The organism is Nocardia violaceofusca NBRC 14427 (assembly GCF_963869435.1).
GTDB lineage: Bacteria > Actinomycetota > Actinomycetes > Mycobacteriales > Mycobacteriaceae > Nocardia > Nocardia aobensis.
Window position 1 is genome coordinate 101519 of record NZ_CAWMPM010000007.1, and the last position, 17201, is coordinate 118719.

At 65.9% G+C, this 17201-nt stretch carries 23 protein-coding genes; 21 read left to right on the top strand and 2 right to left on the bottom strand.

Translation table 11 applies throughout. The features are described 5' to 3' along the window. The first annotated feature begins 161 nt into the window (after positions 1-161). The 13 genes from rplN to map all read left to right on the top strand — a co-directional run bounded on the left by rplN (position 162) and on the right by map (position 7687). Entirely contained in the window at positions 162-530 is a 369-nt protein-coding gene (gene rplN, locus AC5592_RS07830) for a 50S ribosomal protein L14 (RefSeq protein ID WP_030513395.1), read from the top strand. A gap of 1 nt (position 531) precedes the next feature. Continuing rightward, on the top strand, positions 532-846 hold the full coding sequence (gene rplX, locus AC5592_RS07835; RefSeq protein WP_036498213.1) for a 50S ribosomal protein L24: 315 nt from the start codon (positions 532-534) through the stop codon (positions 844-846). 2 nt (positions 847-848) lie between these two features. Further along, a complete protein-coding gene (gene rplE, locus AC5592_RS07840; protein WP_036498214.1) occupies positions 849-1412 on the top strand; it encodes a 50S ribosomal protein L5 in 564 nt (187 codons plus the stop codon). 4 nt (positions 1413-1416) lie between these two features. Next, positions 1417-1602, top strand: coding sequence for a type Z 30S ribosomal protein S14 (locus tag AC5592_RS07845; protein ID WP_025347225.1), 186 nt, complete (start codon positions 1417-1419; stop codon positions 1600-1602). Between the two features lie 529 nt (positions 1603-2131). After that, entirely contained in the window at positions 2132-2530 is a 399-nt protein-coding gene (rpsH, locus tag AC5592_RS07850; protein ID WP_030513400.1) for a 30S ribosomal protein S8, read from the top strand. Positions 2531-2544: 14 nt separating this feature from the next. Beyond that, on the top strand, positions 2545-3084 hold the full coding sequence (rplF, locus tag AC5592_RS07855; protein ID WP_036498215.1) for a 50S ribosomal protein L6: 540 nt from the start codon (positions 2545-2547) through the stop codon (positions 3082-3084). Positions 3085-3087: 3 nt separating this feature from the next. Further along, complete coding sequence (rplR, locus tag AC5592_RS07860) at positions 3088-3495, top strand: 50S ribosomal protein L18 (protein ID WP_036498216.1); 408 nt, start codon at positions 3088-3090, stop codon at positions 3493-3495. A 49-nt stretch (positions 3496-3544) separates the two neighbouring features. After that, positions 3545-4183, top strand: a complete 639-nt coding sequence (rpsE, locus tag AC5592_RS07865; protein WP_030513403.1) for a 30S ribosomal protein S5 — start codon at positions 3545-3547, stop codon at positions 4181-4183. A gap of 1 nt (position 4184) precedes the next feature. Then, entirely contained in the window at positions 4185-4370 is a 186-nt protein-coding gene (gene rpmD / locus AC5592_RS07870) for a 50S ribosomal protein L30 (protein ID WP_030513404.1), read from the top strand. Further along, complete coding sequence (gene rplO / locus AC5592_RS07875) at positions 4367-4813, top strand: 50S ribosomal protein L15 (RefSeq protein ID WP_063063820.1); 447 nt, start codon at positions 4367-4369, stop codon at positions 4811-4813. Before rpmD ends, rplO begins: the two co-directional genes overlap by 4 nt. Positions 4814-5007: 194 nt before the next feature. Beyond that, on the top strand, positions 5008-6327 hold the full coding sequence (gene secY / locus AC5592_RS07880) for a preprotein translocase subunit SecY (protein ID WP_036498217.1): 1320 nt from the start codon (positions 5008-5010) through the stop codon (positions 6325-6327). After that, positions 6324-6881, top strand: a complete 558-nt coding sequence (locus AC5592_RS07885) for an adenylate kinase (RefSeq protein ID WP_036498218.1) — start codon at positions 6324-6326, stop codon at positions 6879-6881. The genes secY and AC5592_RS07885 overlap by 4 nt, the downstream gene beginning before the upstream one ends. A gap of 5 nt (positions 6882-6886) precedes the next feature. Then, positions 6887-7687, top strand: coding sequence for a type I methionyl aminopeptidase (gene map / locus AC5592_RS07890; RefSeq protein WP_036498219.1), 801 nt, complete (start codon positions 6887-6889; stop codon positions 7685-7687). A gap of 61 nt (positions 7688-7748) precedes the next feature. Here map and AC5592_RS07895 read toward each other — a convergent pair whose 3' ends face one another. Beyond that, complete coding sequence (locus AC5592_RS07895) at positions 7749-7946, bottom strand: hypothetical protein (RefSeq protein ID WP_063063821.1); 198 nt, start codon at positions 7944-7946, stop codon at positions 7749-7751. A 201-nt stretch (positions 7947-8147) separates the two neighbouring features. Between AC5592_RS07895 and AC5592_RS07900 the strand changes: the two genes are divergently transcribed. Genes AC5592_RS07900 through AC5592_RS07925 form a run of 6 tightly spaced genes read left to right on the top strand, consistent with a single transcriptional unit; the run spans position 8148 to position 15855 of the window. Continuing rightward, a complete protein-coding gene (locus tag AC5592_RS07900; RefSeq protein WP_063063822.1) occupies positions 8148-8558 on the top strand; it encodes a DUF6585 family protein in 411 nt (136 codons plus the stop codon). A gap of 34 nt (positions 8559-8592) precedes the next feature. Next, on the top strand, positions 8593-9108 hold the full coding sequence (locus AC5592_RS07905; RefSeq protein ID WP_063063823.1) for a YbaB/EbfC family nucleoid-associated protein: 516 nt from the start codon (positions 8593-8595) through the stop codon (positions 9106-9108). Positions 9109-9114: 6 nt separating this feature from the next. Next, a complete protein-coding gene (locus tag AC5592_RS07910) occupies positions 9115-11841 on the top strand; it encodes a WXG100-like domain-containing protein (protein WP_063063824.1) in 2727 nt (908 codons plus the stop codon). Between the two features lie 21 nt (positions 11842-11862). After that, positions 11863-12195, top strand: coding sequence for a hypothetical protein (locus tag AC5592_RS07915; protein WP_036498223.1), 333 nt, complete (start codon positions 11863-11865; stop codon positions 12193-12195). Between the two features lie 2 nt (positions 12196-12197). Beyond that, positions 12198-15056, top strand: coding sequence for a PPE domain-containing protein (locus AC5592_RS07920; RefSeq protein WP_063063825.1), 2859 nt, complete (start codon positions 12198-12200; stop codon positions 15054-15056). A 10-nt stretch (positions 15057-15066) separates the two neighbouring features. Then, complete coding sequence (locus tag AC5592_RS07925) at positions 15067-15855, top strand: ESX secretion-associated protein EspG (protein WP_063063826.1); 789 nt, start codon at positions 15067-15069, stop codon at positions 15853-15855. 9 nt (positions 15856-15864) lie between these two features. On the opposite strand, the gene dtd is transcribed toward AC5592_RS07925, so the two are convergent. Beyond that, entirely contained in the window at positions 15865-16308 is a 444-nt protein-coding gene (gene dtd, locus AC5592_RS07930) for a D-aminoacyl-tRNA deacylase (protein ID WP_063063836.1), read from the bottom strand. A gap of 164 nt (positions 16309-16472) precedes the next feature. Between dtd and AC5592_RS07935 the strand changes: the two genes are divergently transcribed. Both AC5592_RS07935 and AC5592_RS07940 read left to right on the top strand, forming a co-directional pair. After that, the gene (locus tag AC5592_RS07935) at positions 16473-16793 is read left to right on the top strand and encodes a WXG100 family type VII secretion target (protein ID WP_157121665.1); all 321 of its coding nucleotides are present in this window, start codon (positions 16473-16475) and stop codon (positions 16791-16793) included. Positions 16794-16818: 25 nt separating this feature from the next. Then, the coding region (locus AC5592_RS07940; protein ID WP_063063827.1) for a YbaB/EbfC family nucleoid-associated protein at positions 16819-17201 on the top strand (383 nt) is incomplete at its 3' end.

The following is a 17201-nucleotide window of genomic DNA, read 5'->3' on the forward strand; positions in this document are numbered from 1 at the left end:
AACCCACAGTGGTTGATCTTCCCGATCGTGTAAAACCGCTGGCAGGCGCTGCCCCGCTACGGTGCGGGAGCGGGCCGTCAAGGTCCGTCGAAGGGCAACTGACCATGCCCGTCGGGTCGGCAATCCGGCGTGCATTACGTCCAGGTCTAGGAGGAGCTGAAGTGATTCAGCAGGAGTCGCGACTGCGCGTCGCCGACAACACGGGTGCCAAGGAGATTCTGTGCATCCGCGTGCTCGGCGGGTCGTCGCGTCGCTATGCCGGTATCGGCGACGTCATCGTCGCCACCGTCAAGGACGCCATCCCCGGCGGCAACGTCAAGAAGGGTGATGTCGTCAAGGCGGTCGTCGTGCGCACCGTCAAGGAGCGTCGTCGTCCGGATGGTTCGTACATCAAGTTCGACGAGAACGCCGCGGTGCTGATCAAGGCGGACAACGATCCGCGTGGCACCCGCATCTTCGGCCCCGTCGGCCGCGAGCTGCGTGACAAGCGGTTCATGAAGATCGTTTCGCTGGCCCCGGAGGTGCTCTGACATGAAGGTGCACAAGGGCGACACCGTGATCGTCGTCTCGGGTAAGGACAAGGGCGCCAAGGGCAAGGTCATCCAGGCCTACCCGGCGACCGACAAGGTCCTGGTCGAGGGCGTGAACCGGATCAAGAAGCACGTCGCGAACTCCGCGAACCAGCGCGGCGCCAGCTCCGGCGGCATCGTGACCCAGGAGGCGCCCATCCACGTGTCCAACGTGATGGTTGTCGACTCCGACGGCAAGCCGACCCGGGTGGGTTACCGCACCGACGAGAACGGCAAGCGGGTGCGCATCTCCCGTCGCAACGGGAAGGACATCTGAGCATGACCACCGCAGAGAACATTCAGCCTCGTCTCAAGCTGCGCTACCGCGCGGAGATCAAGGACGCGCTGAACAACGAGTTCAACTACGCCAACGTGATGCAGATCCCCGGCGTGGTGAAGGTCGTCGTCAACATGGGTGTCGGTGACGCCGCCCGCGACGCCAAGCTGATCAACGGCGCCGTCAACGACCTGGCCCTGATCACCGGTCAGAAGCCGGAGATCCGCAAGGCCCGCAAGTCCATCGCGCAGTTCAAGCTGCGTGAGGGTATGCCGATCGGTGCGCGCGTCACGCTGCGCGGCGACCGCATGTGGGAGTTCCTGGACCGCCTGGTGTCCATCGCGCTGCCCCGTATCCGCGACTTCCGCGGCCTGTCGCCGAAGCAGTTCGACGGCAACGGCAACTACACGTTCGGCCTGAGCGAGCAGTCGATGTTCCACGAGATCGACGTGGACTCCATCGACCGTCCGCGCGGTATGGACATCACGGTCGTGACCACCGCGACCAACGATGAGGAGGGCCGCGCCCTGCTCAAGCACCTCGGCTTCCCGTTCAAGGAGAACTGAGCACATGGCTAAGAAAGCTCTCGTCAACAAAGCCGCCGCGAAGCCGAAGTTCGCCGTTCGTGGCTACACCCGCTGCCAGCGTTGCGGCCGCCCCCGCGCGGTCTACCGCAAGTTCGGCCTGTGCCGCGTCTGCGTCCGTGAGATGGCGCACCGCGGCGAGCTGCCGGGCGTGCACAAGAGCTCCTGGTGAGCTCGCGCTGCTGAGGCAGCGCCCGCGCTGAGCGCGACAATCGAATCGAGAAAGGGTACGGACTCGGCCGAGTCCGTACCCTTTCTTGCGGCTGCTGTCGGAAGTCGCCACTGCCACGGCCGCAGTCCTGTGATCCCGAACTGATCGTGCAAACCTCGGACGAAATTCGGTTCCGGGGCGCGTTGCCACGCCCCATGGCCGGCCGCACGTCCAAAGGGCTGTTCCTGTATCTCGCCCTGGATCGCGGACGGGCGAATCTCGCCCTGGCCCGGCATCGGCTGAAGGCGATCGAAGCGGATCTCGAGGTCTGATCGCTACCCGATTTTGCCCGCTCATACCGCTCGCCTACACTAGACCGGTTGCTCGGGCACCCTCGTGCCCATATGCGTGCGCATTGCTCCGGGTGACAGCATTCCGAATCCGGTCGGCAAAGGTGTCGGCCGGACCAGCCGAAATTGTCGTAGGCCCACGACCGCCCCGCGTGACGGTGCTGTATGGGAACCGCGGCGAGAAAGGTAACGGTCAACACATGACCATGACTGATCCGATCGCAGACTTTCTGACCCGTCTGCGCAACGCCAACTCGGCGTACCACGATCAGGTGAAGGCTCCGCACTCGAAGCTCAAGGCGAACATCGCCGAGATCCTCAAGCGCGAGGGCTACATCGCCGACTACCGCACCGAGGATGCGCCCGTCGGCCAGACCCTGATCGTCGACCTGAAGTACGGCCAGAGCCGGGAGCGCAGCCTGCAGGGTGTGCGCCGCGTCTCGAAGCCGGGTCTGCGGGTGTACGCGAAATCCACCAACCTGCCCAAGGTGCTGGGCGGTCTGGGCGTGGCGATTATCTCCACGTCGAAGGGCCTGCTCACCGACCGTCAGGCCAAGCAGCAGGGCGTGGGCGGCGAAGTCCTCGCCTACGTCTGGTAAGGGAGGTAGGAACAATGTCGCGTATCGGTAAGAAGCCGATCTCGATTCCCGCCGGCGTCGAGGTGACCATCGACGGCCAGCAGGTGTCGGTGAAGGGTCCCAAGGGCACCCTGTCGCACACCGTCGCCGAGCCGATCACCGTCACCAAGGCCGAGAACGGTGAGCTGGAGGTGGGCCGTCCGGACGACGAGCGCCGCAACCGCTCGCTGCACGGCCTGAGCCGCACCCTGATCAACAACATGATCGTCGGCGTGACCCAGGGCTACGAGAAGAAGATGGAAATCTTCGGCGTCGGTTACCGCGTGCAGCAGAAGGGTTCGAACCTCGAGTTCGCCCTCGGCTACAGCCACCCGGTTCCGATCGAGGCCCCCGAGGGCATCACCTTCCAGGTCGAGGCCCCCACCAAGTTCTCGGTGTCCGGCATCGACAAGCAGAAGGTCGGCCAGATCGCCGCAGTGATCCACGGCCTGCGCAAGCCCGACCCGTACAAGGGCAAGGGCATCCGCTACGCCGGTGAGGTCGTTCGCCGCAAGGTCGGAAAGACGGGTAAGTAAGCCATGGCACAAACTGAAGCTCAGAAAGCCGCCCGCAAGCCGGTCGGCAAGGATGCGTCGACTCGTCGCCGGGTGTCGAAGACCCGTCGGCACTTCCGTCTGCGCAAGAAGGTCCTCGGCACCGCCGAGCGTCCGCGTCTGGTCGTGTTCCGCTCCTCGCGGCACCTGCACGCCCAGGTGATCGACGACTCCGTCGGTAAGACCGTCGCCTCGGCGTCCTCGATCGAGGCCGATGTGCGCGCGCTCGACGGTGACAAGTCCGCGAAGGGCAAGAAGGTCGGCGAGCTGCTGGCCGCCCGCGCGAAGGCTGCCGGTGTGGAGGCCGTGGTGTTCGACCGCGGTGGCCACGACTACCACGGCCGCATCGCCGCGCTCGCGGATGCCGCGCGCGAAGGTGGGTTGAAGTTCTGATGCAGATTCAACTCATGGACCGAATGACCCTGAACGGAAGGAACGTCTGATGCCGGGACGTCAGCGGCGTGACGGCGGCAGCGGACCCGCCGGACAGAACAGCAACGAGCGCGATCAGCGCGGCGGTGGCCGCGACCGTCGCGGCGGCGGTGACCGTCGCGACAATGCCGCCGAGAAGAACCAGCTCGAGCGTGTCGTCGCGATCAACCGCGTCTCCAAGGTCGTGAAGGGTGGTCGTCGCTTCAGCTTCACCGCCCTGGTGATCGTGGGCGACGGCAACGGCCTGGTCGGTGTCGGATACGGCAAGGCCAAGGAAGTTCCCGCGGCCATCCAGAAGGGTGTCGAGGAGGCTCGCAAGGGCTTCTTCCGCGTCCCGATGATCGGCAGCACCATCACGCACCCGGTGCAGGGTGAAGCTGCCGCCGGTGTCGTCATGCTGCGTCCGGCCTCGCCCGGTACCGGTGTGATCGCCGGTGGTGCGGCGCGTGCCGTGCTGGAGTGCGCCGGTATCCACGACATCCTGGCCAAGTCGCTCGGTAGCGACAACGCCATCAACGTCGTGCACGCGACCGTCGCTGCCCTGAAGATGCTGCAGCGTCCGGAGGAGGTGGCCGCTCGCCGCGGTCTGCCGATCGAGGACGTTGCCCCGGCGGGCATGCTGCGTGCGCGTGCCGGACAGGGAGTCTGACATGGCACAGCTCAAGGTGACCCAGATCAAGTCCACGATCGGCGCCAAGAAGAATCAGCGGGAGTCGCTTCGCACCCTCGGCCTGCGCGGTATCCGCCAGACCGTGGTCCGCGAGGACAACGCCCAGAACCGCGGGCTGATCAACGTCGTGCGCCACCTCGTTTCCGTTGAGGAGGAAACCGCATGACCCCCATCAAGCTCCACCACCTGCGGCCCGCCCCGGGCGCCAAGACCGAGAAGATCCGTGTGGGTCGCGGTGAAGGCTCCAAGGGTAAGACCGCCGGTCGCGGTACCAAGGGTACGAAGGCTCGCAAGAACGTGCCGGCCCGTTTCGAGGGCGGCCAGATGCCGATCCACATGCGCCTGCCGAAGCTGAAGGGGTTCACCAACCCGTTCCGCGTCGAGTACCAGGTCGTGAACGTCGGCGATATCGCGCGCCTGTTCCCGCAGGGCGGCACCATCGGCAAGGACGAGCTCGTCGCTGCCGGTGCCGTGCGTAAGAACCAGTTGGTGAAGGTGCTCGGCGAGGGCGAGATCGGTGTGGCCGTCACGGTCACCGCCGACAAGTTCTCCGGCTCCGCCAAGGAGAAGATCACCGCCGCCGGTGGTACCGCCACCGAACTGGGCTGACAGTTACTGGTAATACAGTCGGGGCGCCGGACGGGTGAGAGCCCGTCCGGCGTCGCTGTTAGAGTTCAAGTGTTGTCTGCCAACCAGTCTGCCCCGTTGTCGTGGCACAGGACCGGCTCTGCCCTGTAGGGCACCGGTATGTGCCGAGGTGACGGAAGTGGGCGTGACCCCCGTGTCGTCAGCCAGGAGGATCTGTGCTTTCCGCCTTCGTGTCGGCCTTCCGGACCCCGGACTTGCGGCGGAAGATTCTCTTCACGCTGGGCCTGATCGCGCTGTACCGCGTCGGCGCCTCGCTACCGTCGCCGGGCGTCGACTACAAGGCGATCCGCCATTGCATCGACGTCGTCTCCGGCGGTGACAATGCCGGTATCTACCAGCTGATCAATCTGTTCTCCGGCGGTGCGCTGCTGCAGCTGTCGGTGTTCGCGATCGGGATCATGCCCTACATCACCGCGAGCATCATCATCCAGCTGCTGACGGTGGTCATCCCGCGGTTCGAGGAACTGCGAAAAGAAGGCCAGTCCGGCCAGAACAAGATGACGCAGTACACGCGGTATCTGTCGATCGCGCTGGCGATTCTGCAGGCCACGGGTCTGGTCGCCCTGGCCGCGCGCGGTCAGCTGCTGCGCGGCTGCCCCCAGGACATCCTGGCCGACACCAGCGTCTTCGGCATGATCATCATCGTGCTGGTGATGACGGCCGGCGCGGCGTTGGTGATGTGGTTCGGCGAGCAGATCACCGAGCGCGGTGTCGGCAACGGTATGTCGCTGTTGATCTTCGCCGGTATCGCCGCCCGTATCCCGTCCGAGGGCAAGCAGATCCTCGACAGCAAGGGCGGCCTGATCTTCGGGCTGGTGTGTGTCGCCGCTTTCGTGGTGATCGTCGGCGTGATCTTCGTCGAACAGGGCCAGCGCCGAATACCGGTGCAGTACGCCAAGCGCGTGGTCGGCCGCAAGATGTACGGCGGATCGTCGACCTACCTACCCCTGAAGGTCAACCAGGCGGGTGTGATCCCGGTGATCTTCGCGTCCTCGCTGCTGTACCTGCCGAATCTGGTCGCCCAGCTGACCCAGTCGTCCAACTCCGACGGCTGGTGGCAGAAGATCATCCAGAAGTATCTGGTGAACCCGGGTAATCCGGTCTACGTCCTGATCTACTTCGCGTTGATCGTGTTCTTCACCTACTTCTACGTCGCGATCACCTTCAACCCGGAGGAACGCGCGGACGAGATGAAGAAGTTCGGTGGCTTCATCCCCGGTTACCGTCCGGGTAAGCCGACCGCCGACTATCTGAACTATGTACTGAGCCGAATCACCCTCCCCGGTTCGATCTACCTCGGTGCTGTTGCCGTACTGCCCAACCTGCTGTTGCACATCGGTGCCGGCGGTGGCGGTTCGAACTTCCTGCCGTTCGGCGGCACGTCGGTGCTGATCGTCGTGAGCGTCGGCCTCGATACGGTCAAACAGATCGAGAGCCAACTGATGAACAGAAATTACGAAGGGTTCCTCAAGTGAGACTCGTACTGCTCGGACCGCCGGGTGCCGGTAAAGGAACACAGGCCGAATTGCTGTCGGACAAGCTGGGTGTTCCGCACATCTCCACGGGGAATTTGTTCCGTGCGAACATCTCCCAGCAGACCCCGCTGGGTCGCGAGGCGCAGAAGTACCTCGACGCGGGCAATCTGGTGCCCAGTGATGTGACCAACCGCATGGTGGAGTCGCGCATCGCCGAGCCCGACGCCGTCAACGGTTTCGTGCTCGACGGTTACCCGCGCACCGTCGACCAGGCCGAGGCCCTGGAGAAGATGCTCAAGGAGTCCGGCCACGCGCTGGACGCGGTGCTGAGTTTCGAGGTCCCGGAGGAGACGCTCGTCGAGCGTCTGGTCGAGCGCGGCCGCACCAGCGGACGCAGCGACGACAACGAGACGATCATCCGGAACCGGATGAACGTGTACCGCGAGGAAACCGAGCCGCTGCTCGAGCACTACGACGGTCTCGTGGTGGCCGTCGACGGCGTCGGCGAGATCACCGAGGTCAACACGCGCGCCCTCCGAGCCCTGGGTCGCTGAGGCGAATGGTTTTCGGCCTCAAGCAGAAGAAGGTGGTGCCGTTCCGCACCGCCGGTGAGCTCGATGCCATGGCCGCGGCCGGCGCGATCGTCGGCCGCGCGCTGGTCGCCGTGCGCGCCGCCGCCAAGCCCGGGGTCTCGACCTTGGAATTGGACGAGGTCGCCGAGCAGACCATCCGGGAAGCGGGCGCCGTCCCGTCCTTCAAGGGCTATCACGGTTTCCCGGGATCGATCTGCTCCTCGGTGAACGACCGTGTGGTGCACGGGATTCCGTCGAAGGACGAGGTGCTCGCCGAGGGCGATCTGGTCTCCATCGACTGCGGTGCGATTCTCGAGGGCTGGCACGGCGATTCGGCGTGGACGTTCGGCATCGGCGAGGTCATCGAGGCCGACCGGCTGCTCAGCGAGGCCACTAGGCTGTCGATGGACGCCGGTATCGCGGCCATGCTGCCGGGCAACCGCCTGACCGACGTCTCGCACGCGATCGAGCTGGGCACGCGCGCCGCGGAGAAGGAACACGGCCGCGCCTACGGCATCGTCGACGGCTACGGCGGACACGGCATCGGCCGTCAGATGCATATGGATCCGTTCCTCGCCAACGAGGGTGCACCCGGACGCGGTCCGAAACTGGTGGTCGGTTCGGTGCTGGCCATCGAGCCGATGTTGACCCTCGGCACCACGGAAACCACTGTGCTGGAAGATGATTGGACCGTCGTCACCACCGACGGCAGTCGCGCCGCGCACTGGGAGCACACTGTGGCGGTCACCGAGGACGGTCCGCGGATCCTGACGGTTCGCCCCGAATAATTCGTTTCGCGACGCACCCGTGGCCTCGTCGGCGCGGGTGCGTCGTGCTGTCGGCGGACTGTTACGCCGTGCGCCCGGTCATGGTGGTGAGTGGTACCACGCCCGTCCAGCCACACGGGCGGTCGCAGCTGGCGACGACGGTGGGCGCCCCGGCGACATCGGCCGAAGCCCGTGCGGGATAACCGCATTCGGGACATTTGCCGAAGTAGTCGAGAACCTCGTGCATTCCGGGGTTCATGGCGATACTGCGTTCGGTCACGGGCCCTCCTCTCAGTCGGCGTACGGTGTCGTGACCGCACGTGTCGATGAATATCTGCTGGTCGTGAACCTAACTCGCGGGCCGGTGCGATCGATCGGTTCCGGTGTGCGCATTGGACATCTCACAAGCGGTGCGGCGAGGCGCTGCGGGTGTGCCACAGCGGTGCCGGTCGCGCCGGGTCGTTCGAGCTGATTCGGGCATATGCGCGACGGTCATCACATCGGCACCACCTACGCCTACACCCTCACCGATCTCGCCGGTACGAATTTCGTTGTCGGCGACGGCATATCGGATCCGCAGCAGTGGGGCCCGGCGATTCAGCGGGCCGTCACCGACGCTCAGCTGCCGCAGGCGCCGGCGGCCCTGCAGGCGGGACATCGGCTCGTGTTCGGCGAGCTGTGGATGACGTGGTACGAGGTCGGCTCGCCGCGCAAGTCTGCGCCGTGGACGCAGGTGAATCAGGTGTCGATCTCCGACGGCCGGCTCAGCGTCGACGTCGCCGGACGCTGGTTCGCGCTGACCTCGGCGCTGGTGAGCGATATTCCGAACTTCCTGATCTTCGAGGCGCCGGCCACCCATCTGTCCCGGGTGCACGGCGGTAGTCGACGCTGAATTTCCTTGGGCGCCACCGGATATTCAATCTGGTGTGCTGTTGTTGCTACTGCGCGCGTCGACGGTGGAGGTGGCAGTGGTCAACGAACGGCTCCATGCCGACATGATGACGGTGCTCGAGGGGCTCGACGAGCAACTGCGCGGGATCGCGGAGATCCAGTTGCGACGCTCCCGCCTGACGGCCACGGCGAGCACCTGTGAGCAGCGAATTCAGGTGACGGTCAATGCCGACGGACTGCTGATCGACACGAAGTTCGCCGACGATATCGCGGATCTGACCTACGACGAGATCGCCGCCGGGATGACCGCGGCGGTGCAGCAGGCCGCGGCCGAGGTGCTGCGCCTGGGTGCCGAACTGATGCAGCCGCTGCGTGAACGCAAACTGCAGTTGCCCAAACTGTCGGAATTCGTCGAGGGCGCACCGGATCTCGGGCAGATGATGCCCACCGCGCCACCGACGCCGACCAGGGTCGAGGATTATCGCGACGTCCCGCCCGCGCATCCGATGGACGGTAGCGCGCACCGCTCGATGGTGTCCGACGAGGACTGATCCGCCGTGAGCCTGTACCTGCCCCCGCCCGTACGTCCGATCGCCTGGGTTGCCGGTGCGAGCTGGCCCGACGGTGACGAAGACAAGATGTGGGCGGTGTCGCGGGCCTGGGAGCAGGCGTCCAAGGATCTCGCGGCGCAGGTCCCCGGCATCGAGAGCGCGAAAACCGCGGCGATGGCGGCCTTTCCGGCGGGTGATGCCGCCGATCAGATCGGCAAGCTGTTCGACGTCTTCCTGCAGGGGGACCAGTCGCTCGCGACGCTGGCCGAATCGTTCAAGACCATCGGCGATTCGACCTTCGACGTCGGTACCGAACTGCAGTCGGCGAAGATCAACATCATTGTCTCGCTGTGCATTCTGCTGGTCGAGATCGCCTGGGCATGGCTGTTCCCGCCGACCGCACCGGCGGTGGAGGCGGCCGCGATCGGCACCACCCGATCGATCGTGAAGTTCATCGCCGACGCACTGCAGAACGCACTCGAACGGGCCTGGGCCAAACTGGGATTCGCGACCCGCGGCGAACTCAACGGGGCCTCCCGGTACTGGTTCAAACACATACTCTCGGCCGATACCTGGAAGGGGATGAAGGGGCAGACCTGGAAGTACAAGGCCAAGACGATTCTGCCCACCGCCAAGGGCATGGGCGTCTACACGCTGAAATTCGGCGAGGGCGCGCTCTGGGCGCCGGTCACCAACGCGATCGTGCAGGGCGCGCAGATCGCGGACGGCAAACGGCACGGATTCAACTGGAAGGAATTCGGCGCCTCTTGGGCGGCGTCGGCGCTGAGCACCATTCCCAGTCGCGAACTCGGCCGCTACATGGGGTTCGGGATCGGAAATCTCGACAAGAAATTCGGCGGCGCGATCACCAATATGCCGTTCCGGTCGGGAATGTTCCTGCAAGGGGCGACCATCGGCGCCACGGCCGGTGTCTTCGGCAACATCTTCGGCAATATCGGCGCGGGCGCGGTGACCGGCGATATCGCGGGCGCCTTCGCGGGGCCGGAGGGGTGGGTCGGTAGCGCGGCCCGCGGTGGCATGGTCGGCGGTATGCGCGGCCTCGGTACGAAGACGACCACCAATACCGAGGGGGACCCGCGATTCAACCTGTGGATGAATGCGAAAGCGCCGTGGGCTCCGCCGAAGACACCACCCACCAACAATCCGCTGACGCCCCGGCCGGTGCCGGGACAGACCGAATCGACGTCGACGACGCACTCCGGCACCACGACGAATACGGGCGGAAATCATCAGCAGGGTGGTGGTTTCCGTGATCCGTCGGATCCGAATTACATGACACCGTCGCGCCCGGCTCCCGCCCCGCCGACCCAGGCGGCTGGGGCCGGTGGTGGTGGAAACCATTCGGGCTCAGCGGGGTTCGGTGGTCAACACCAGTGGACGTCCGGAGGGCACGGTGGTGGTTTCCGTGATCCGTCGGATCCGAACTATATGACGCCGTCGCGCCCGGCGCCCGCTCCGCCGGTGAACGGTGGGCACGGTGGAGGTGGCTTTCGCGATCCGTCGGACCCGAACTATATGGTGCCGTCGCGTCCGGCTCCGGCACCGCCGGTGAACGGTGGGCATAGTGGTGGTGGTTTCCGTGATCCGTCGGATCCGAATTACATGACGCCGTCGCGTCCGGCGCCCGCTCCGCCGGTGACTAGTGGTCAGGGCGGTGGTGGTTTCCGTGACCCGTCGGATCCGAATTACATGACGCCGTCGCGCCCGGCGCCGCAGCCGCCGGTGAACGGTGGCCAGGGCGGCGGTGGGTTCCGCTCACCGTCGGATCCGAACTATCTGACGCCCTCGCGACCGGCCCCCGCTCCGCCGGTGGGCGGTGGCGACGGATCGGCGCCGCATCCGGTCGGCAGCTCTGCGAACGCGGCCCCCGGCTCTCGCCCGGCGCCCTCGATCAACGCTGCGCCGACGGGGAATTCGAATAATCCGCCGAACTTCTCGCGGCCGTTCACGCAGCCGGGCGCGTCGGTGGGCGGGCCGGTGAGCTCGTCGTCGGCACCGATTCACGCTGCGCCGGTGGGGAATTCGACGGAACATCCGAGTGGCCCGCCGAACTTTTCCCGGCCGTTCACCCAACCGGGCCCGCCGTCTGCCCCCGTGCCGAATTCCTCCACCGGAGGGCAGGTCGGTGGTGGTTTCCGCGACCCGTCGGATCCGAATTACATGACTCCCTCGCGCCCCGCTCCTGCTCCGCCGGTGAATGGTGGTCAGGGTGGTTTCCGTGATCCGTCGGACCCGAATTACCTGACGCCGTCGCGTCCGGCCCCCGCCCCGCCGGTGAATGGTGGGCAAGGTGGCGGTGGTTTCCGCGATCCCTCGGACCCGAACTACATGATCCCGTCGCGACCCGCACCGCCGCCGCCGGTTGACGGTGGTCAGGGCGGCGGTGGGTTCCGCGATCCGTCCGATCCGAACTACATGACTCCGTCGCGTCCGGCTCCAGCTCCGCCCCCACCGTCCGATCCGGCCGAGCCGCAGGATCCGGGGAGACCGCTGGGGCCGGGTAAGGACTATCGCGCGAAGTCGCGGCCGAAGAAGGTGCCGGAGATCGGTCCGATGCCGGCGCATTACGACGCTCCGGATGCGCCGGGCGAGCAAGCGTGGCTGGAGGCGGCCGAACCTCCACCTGTACCGCGCGCGGCGGCCACAGACAGTCCGGGTGGCGACGATCCGGGCGGGGGCGATCCGAATGTCGACAAGCCGTTCCAGATGTAGGCACACAGGTAGGGACTGACAATGGCGGAGAAGATCGAGGTGGATGTCGACGCGCTGACCAGAGCCGCCGACCTGCCCGAGGACGTCTCACACAAAGTGCGGGGCGTGATCGATACCCTGCACAACACGCTCACCGGAATCGAGAACGACTCCACCAACCAGCCGTGGGGAAACGACAAGTCCGGCAAGAAGTTCGCCGACGGTGACAAGGGGTACAAGGCGACGCGGGCCAATATGGTCGACGGCGGCTACGGCATGGCCGATGCCCTGTTCCAGTTCGCCGAGGGTGAGCGTTCGGCCGCCGACCAGTTCAGAGCCGCCGAACAAGGTTCGACCGAAGGTCTCGGAGGCTGATCATGACGTTGCCGAATGCGGATACCACCGAGTGGACCCAGATTCTGGGTGCGGCTAATTCCGGTGTGCTGCAATTCGATACGAAGGACATCAAGGCCGCCACCGATGCCGCGGCGCAGCTGGTCGCCAATCTGGAGGCATTGGCGCAATCGGTCCACGACACTCGCGCGCACGAGGTCGGCGCCTTCAGTATTCTGCAGTCCAGCCGCGATCTCGCCGGTGTCTACAGCAATCACGGTGCGGCACTGTACAACTCGCTGATGACGCACGCGAATGTGGTTCGCGATCAGTTCGACACCTTCGTCGCCGCCGGTAAGACGTTCGCCGCGCACGAGCACAACTCGACGTTCAATTTCGACACGATCGCCAAACCCAAGAACGTCACCAGCAATGTGACGCCGCCCAAACTCTCCTCGAACGGGGGAAGCCTGGTCGCCGACCTCAATCAGGATTTCGTCGACGACAGCTGGTCGATGCCGAGTTTCCCCGAGGCGATTCAGGGCTACGGCGGTAAGACCGATTCGGTCACCATCAACATCGAGAATCCGGACAGCCTGGACTGGGACCAGATGATTCAGCTGGGCCAGACGATTCACGCGCAGCCGCCGATGGATCTGTCCGGTTTCTGGGATTCGATGTCGAAACTGATATCGAGCAATATGGCCACCTACGCGGACCAGATCGCGAAGTTGCAAGCCAGCTGGACCGGTGCCGCGTCGGCCGCGGCGGTGACCGCCGTGCGCAATTACAAGGACAGTACGCAGGATCTGATCGACGCCATCAAGGTGACCGGTGCGAGTTTGCGGTACACCAGCGACTGGCTCGAGGCGACCCGCAAGTCGATGCCCACTCCCGGACAACCGGAGAAGACGGGCTGCAAACATCACCACACCGACGAATACCGCGCCAATTACAAGAAGTACTACGCGGATCCGATGAAATCGACGATCTCGACGATTCCGACGATCGCCATTCCGGGTCAGACGGGCGGTGGCAGCACGTCGGGCAGTGGATCCGGTTCGGGCAGTGGTTCGGGATCGGGCAGCGGGTCCGGAAGTGGTTCCGGTAGCGGGTCCGGGAGTGGTTCGGGCTATGGAAGCGGTTCGGGTTACGGCAGCGGATCCGGCTACGGGAGCGGGTCCGGCTACGGAAGCGGTTCGGGTTACGGAAGTGGTTCCGGTTACGACAGCGGTTCCGGGTACGGGAGCGGGTCGGGCTACGACAGTGGGTCGGGTTACGGGAGCGGATCGGGTTACGGCAGTGGATCCGGGTACGGCAGTGGGTCGGGGTATGGCAGCGGTTCCGGTTTCGGCAGTGGGTCCGGCAGCGGCGCCACATCGCAGCAGCTCCAAGCGGCCTACGAGCAGGGCTACGAGGCCGGATACGAAGAGGGGTCCCACAGTTCGGGTTCGGGGAGTGGCTCCGGTTACGGGGGCGGCTACGACAATGGTTCGGGCTATGACAGTGGTTCCGGTTCGGGTTACGGCAGCGGCCAGGGCTATGGGAGTGGCCAGGGCTATGGCAGTGGCCAGGGCAATGGGAGTGGCCAGGGCTACGGCAGCGGCGCGGACTACGGCAGCGGTTCCGAGTACACCGGCTCGGGTTACGGAGGCGGCACGGGCGGCGGCTACGGCGGCGGATCCGGGGCGAGTTCGGGTTCCGGCAGGACGAGCAAGAGTTCGCAGATCCCGGGCAACTACGACAGCATGCCGGGTAGCGGCGAGTCGAATCAGCAACTCCCGAATCTGAGCGACCTGCTCAATTCCGCCGGCCTCGGTGACACCGGCGGATCCTCCGGCGGCAATTCCGGTCCCAGCAGCACGCCGTACTCGGGTCCGAGCGGCAGTGGCACCGGTTCGTCGACCGGTACCGGATCCACCTCGGGGACGGGTTCGTCGACGATTCCGTCGAATCTCGGCAAGACGCAGCAATCCGGGGCCGGCGCGGCCAAGAACGGCCAACAGCAACTGCCGTCACTCGACGATCTCCTGTCCGGGCTTGCGGGAGAACAGAATACGGAAGCCGGAACCGGCACGACCGGCGACAGCCTCGGGCAGACGGTGCCGTCCTTCGGCGATTCCGCGACGACGGGAAGTGCGAATCCGCTGGAATCGCTGCTCGGTAAGACAGGTGCTACGAACCCGCTCGAATCGCTGCTCGGCGGAACCGCGGGCAGCTCCAACCCGCTCGAATCGCTGCTCTCGGGCGGCGAACAGGCGCTGAACCAGCTCGGGCAGACCGCCCACGACAGCCTGACCGGCCTAGGGCAACTGCTGTCCGGCATTCCCGGATTCGACCAGTTGCTGGCGAGCAATCCGGATCTGAGTCATCTCCTGGCCGGTATCCCCGGTCTGGACCAGTTGGTGTCGGTCGCGGGCGCCACCGATCCGCTGCACTCGCTGGCGGAACGGCTGCGCGACCTCAGCCACACGCCGGGGATGGAGGGACTGTCGGATATCGCGGCACAGCTGGACCCCGGTGGCGGAGGCGACAGCGCCGGTGGTGGCGGCGCCGATACCGGCGGGGGAGCAGGCGGTGGACTCGGCGACGGTACCGGGCCCGACGATGCGACGTCGCCCCGGCAACTCGACCAACCGCGGCAACCGGACAAGTTCCCGCGCGCATCGCTGCCGGCGGACGTCTCCTCCTACGGTGCGGGGCAGCACGATTCGTACGACCAGCAGGCCGGCCAGCCCGGACAACCCGGTCAGCCCGGTATGGCGGGGACCCCGGCCTCGAGCGCGGGCAATTCCGGACCGCAGGGCCAGCACCGGCGGCCGAAGTATCTGACCTCCACGGACTGGCTGGACGACGCGATGGGCGACACCCCGTTCCGGGTCAAGCCGGTGATCGAACCATGAACGAGGACATGTGAACAGGTGGACTCTGACGGACCTGGAATTCAAGGTGTTGTGCGACACCCGATTCTTCGGTCTGGTGCCGTCGATGTTCAGCATCACCAGCCGCATTCCGTATCTGGACGAGTACGAACGCGAATGGCGCCGCACCCGAGCGGAATTGGAGAACCGCGGCGACAGCGCCTTCGAAGCGATCGTGGACACCATGGTGCTGCCGGAGGTGTTGGTCGGCGGGGAGGCATGGGAGGACTCGGATTTCGACAATCCGGCCAAGCGGGTGCGCTTCTACGCCGGGCGGCTCGGTTCCCGTGGGTTCGTGGTCGTCCAGTTGCCGGGTGAAACCCTCAAACATGCCGAAGGTTTCACCATTACCGCCTGTGATCCGCGGGCGCTCGGTGAGACGGTCGTCGGTCTGCTGCCGGCTGCCGAACCGGGACGGCGTGGGCCGATCGAGATCGAGATCGGCGAGAGCGCGGGCCGGACCTCGGGCGGCGGTTCCATGGTCGCCGACGACGATGACGATTACCGCGGCCTCACCAGCGCGGCCTTCTTCGACATTCCCGCGACTCACACCGGCACCGTCCGATTGACGCAGGGCAGATCGAAATTCGGTCCGCGCGGACGCATCTCGGTCGCCCGGCTGTGGCGGGATCTGCCCGCCGACGGCCGCTACGTGATTCCGCTGGAGGAACCGGCGCCGGTAGCCGTCGGGATGGGTTCGGCGGGGCTGATCGACTGGATCGATACCGAGGCCGAACACATCGTGCAGCGGATGAACGACTATCAGGAGGTGGACGAGTGAGCGCGCCGCTCACGCCTCGAGCAGCAGCGTGACCGGCCCGTCGTTCACCAGCGACACCTGCATGTGCGCGCCGAAACGGCCGGTCGCGACGGTGGCGCCGAGGTCGCGCAGTGCGGCGGCGAATTCGTCGACCAGCGGTTCGGCGACCGATCCGGGCGCCGCGGCCGACCAGGAGGGCCGGCGGCCCTTCGCCGTGTCGGCGTAAAGGGTGAACTGGCTGACCACCAGAATCGGTGCGCCGAGATCGGCGGCCGAGCGCTCACCGTCCAGAATCCGCAGACGAAAGAGCTTGTCCGCCATAGTTTTCGCGAGCGCGGCGGTGTCGGTGCCGGTGACACCCACGAGTGCGAGCAGGCCGTGCGGCACTCCCATCGCGGGCGGGTCGATCTGTCCCACCACCTCGTCGTCGACCGTGACCCGGGCCGAGCTGACGCGCTGTACCAGGATTCGCATGCCCTCCATCATCGGATACCGGCCGCGGAGACGGGTTTCGTGGTGGCTTCCGGGACCGGCCACCGGGTGTTCACGTCGGCGCCACTGACGATTTTCCCGCGACTGCCATCGTCGAAGTCCAGCGTCGACGGGCGCCGGCCGGCAGTGCGATGGAGGGACGGACGATGGCGGACGAGATCGAGGTCGAGGTGGCGAAACTCCGCACGGCCGCCGGCAGGACGCAGGATGTGCGCGACCACATCGAGCAGGTGCTGACGAGATTGCAGGGCAAGACCACCGCCTACGGAAACTGCTGGGGGGACGACAGTCTGGGCAAGCAGTTCGCGGGCACCGGCAGTGGCGACGGCTACCTCGCCGCGCACGACAACATGGTCACCGGCGCACGGAACTTCTCCACCGCCTTCCAGAAGTTCTCCGACGGCCAGAACGACAGCGCCACCTATCTGGAGACCATGGAGCACGGCAACACCTACGGCTTCCAGTGATCGAGCGGCCGCGGATCGAGCGCCCATGACGAACGAGCATATGAAGGCCGAGCTGGCGGGAATCATCGGCGAGGCGCAACAGCAACTGCGGGTGATCGCCGAAATTCAGCGTGACCGTGCGGAATTGACCGGTACCGCGTCGGTGCGCAAGAACCGGGTCACGGTCAGCGTGAATGCCGACGGGACCGTCATCGAGACCAAATTCGGCGCCGGGATCGAGGATCTGAGTTATTCCGAGATCGCGCGGGCGGTGACCGAGGCGGCCCAGCAGGCATCGAAGAACCTGGCACAGCGGCATCGCGAATTGATGGCGCCGCTGCGGGAACGCCGGGCCCGGTTGCCCAAACTCACGGATCTGATCGAAGGCATGCCGGATGTGCGGCTGCCGACGGCACCGGAACCCTCACT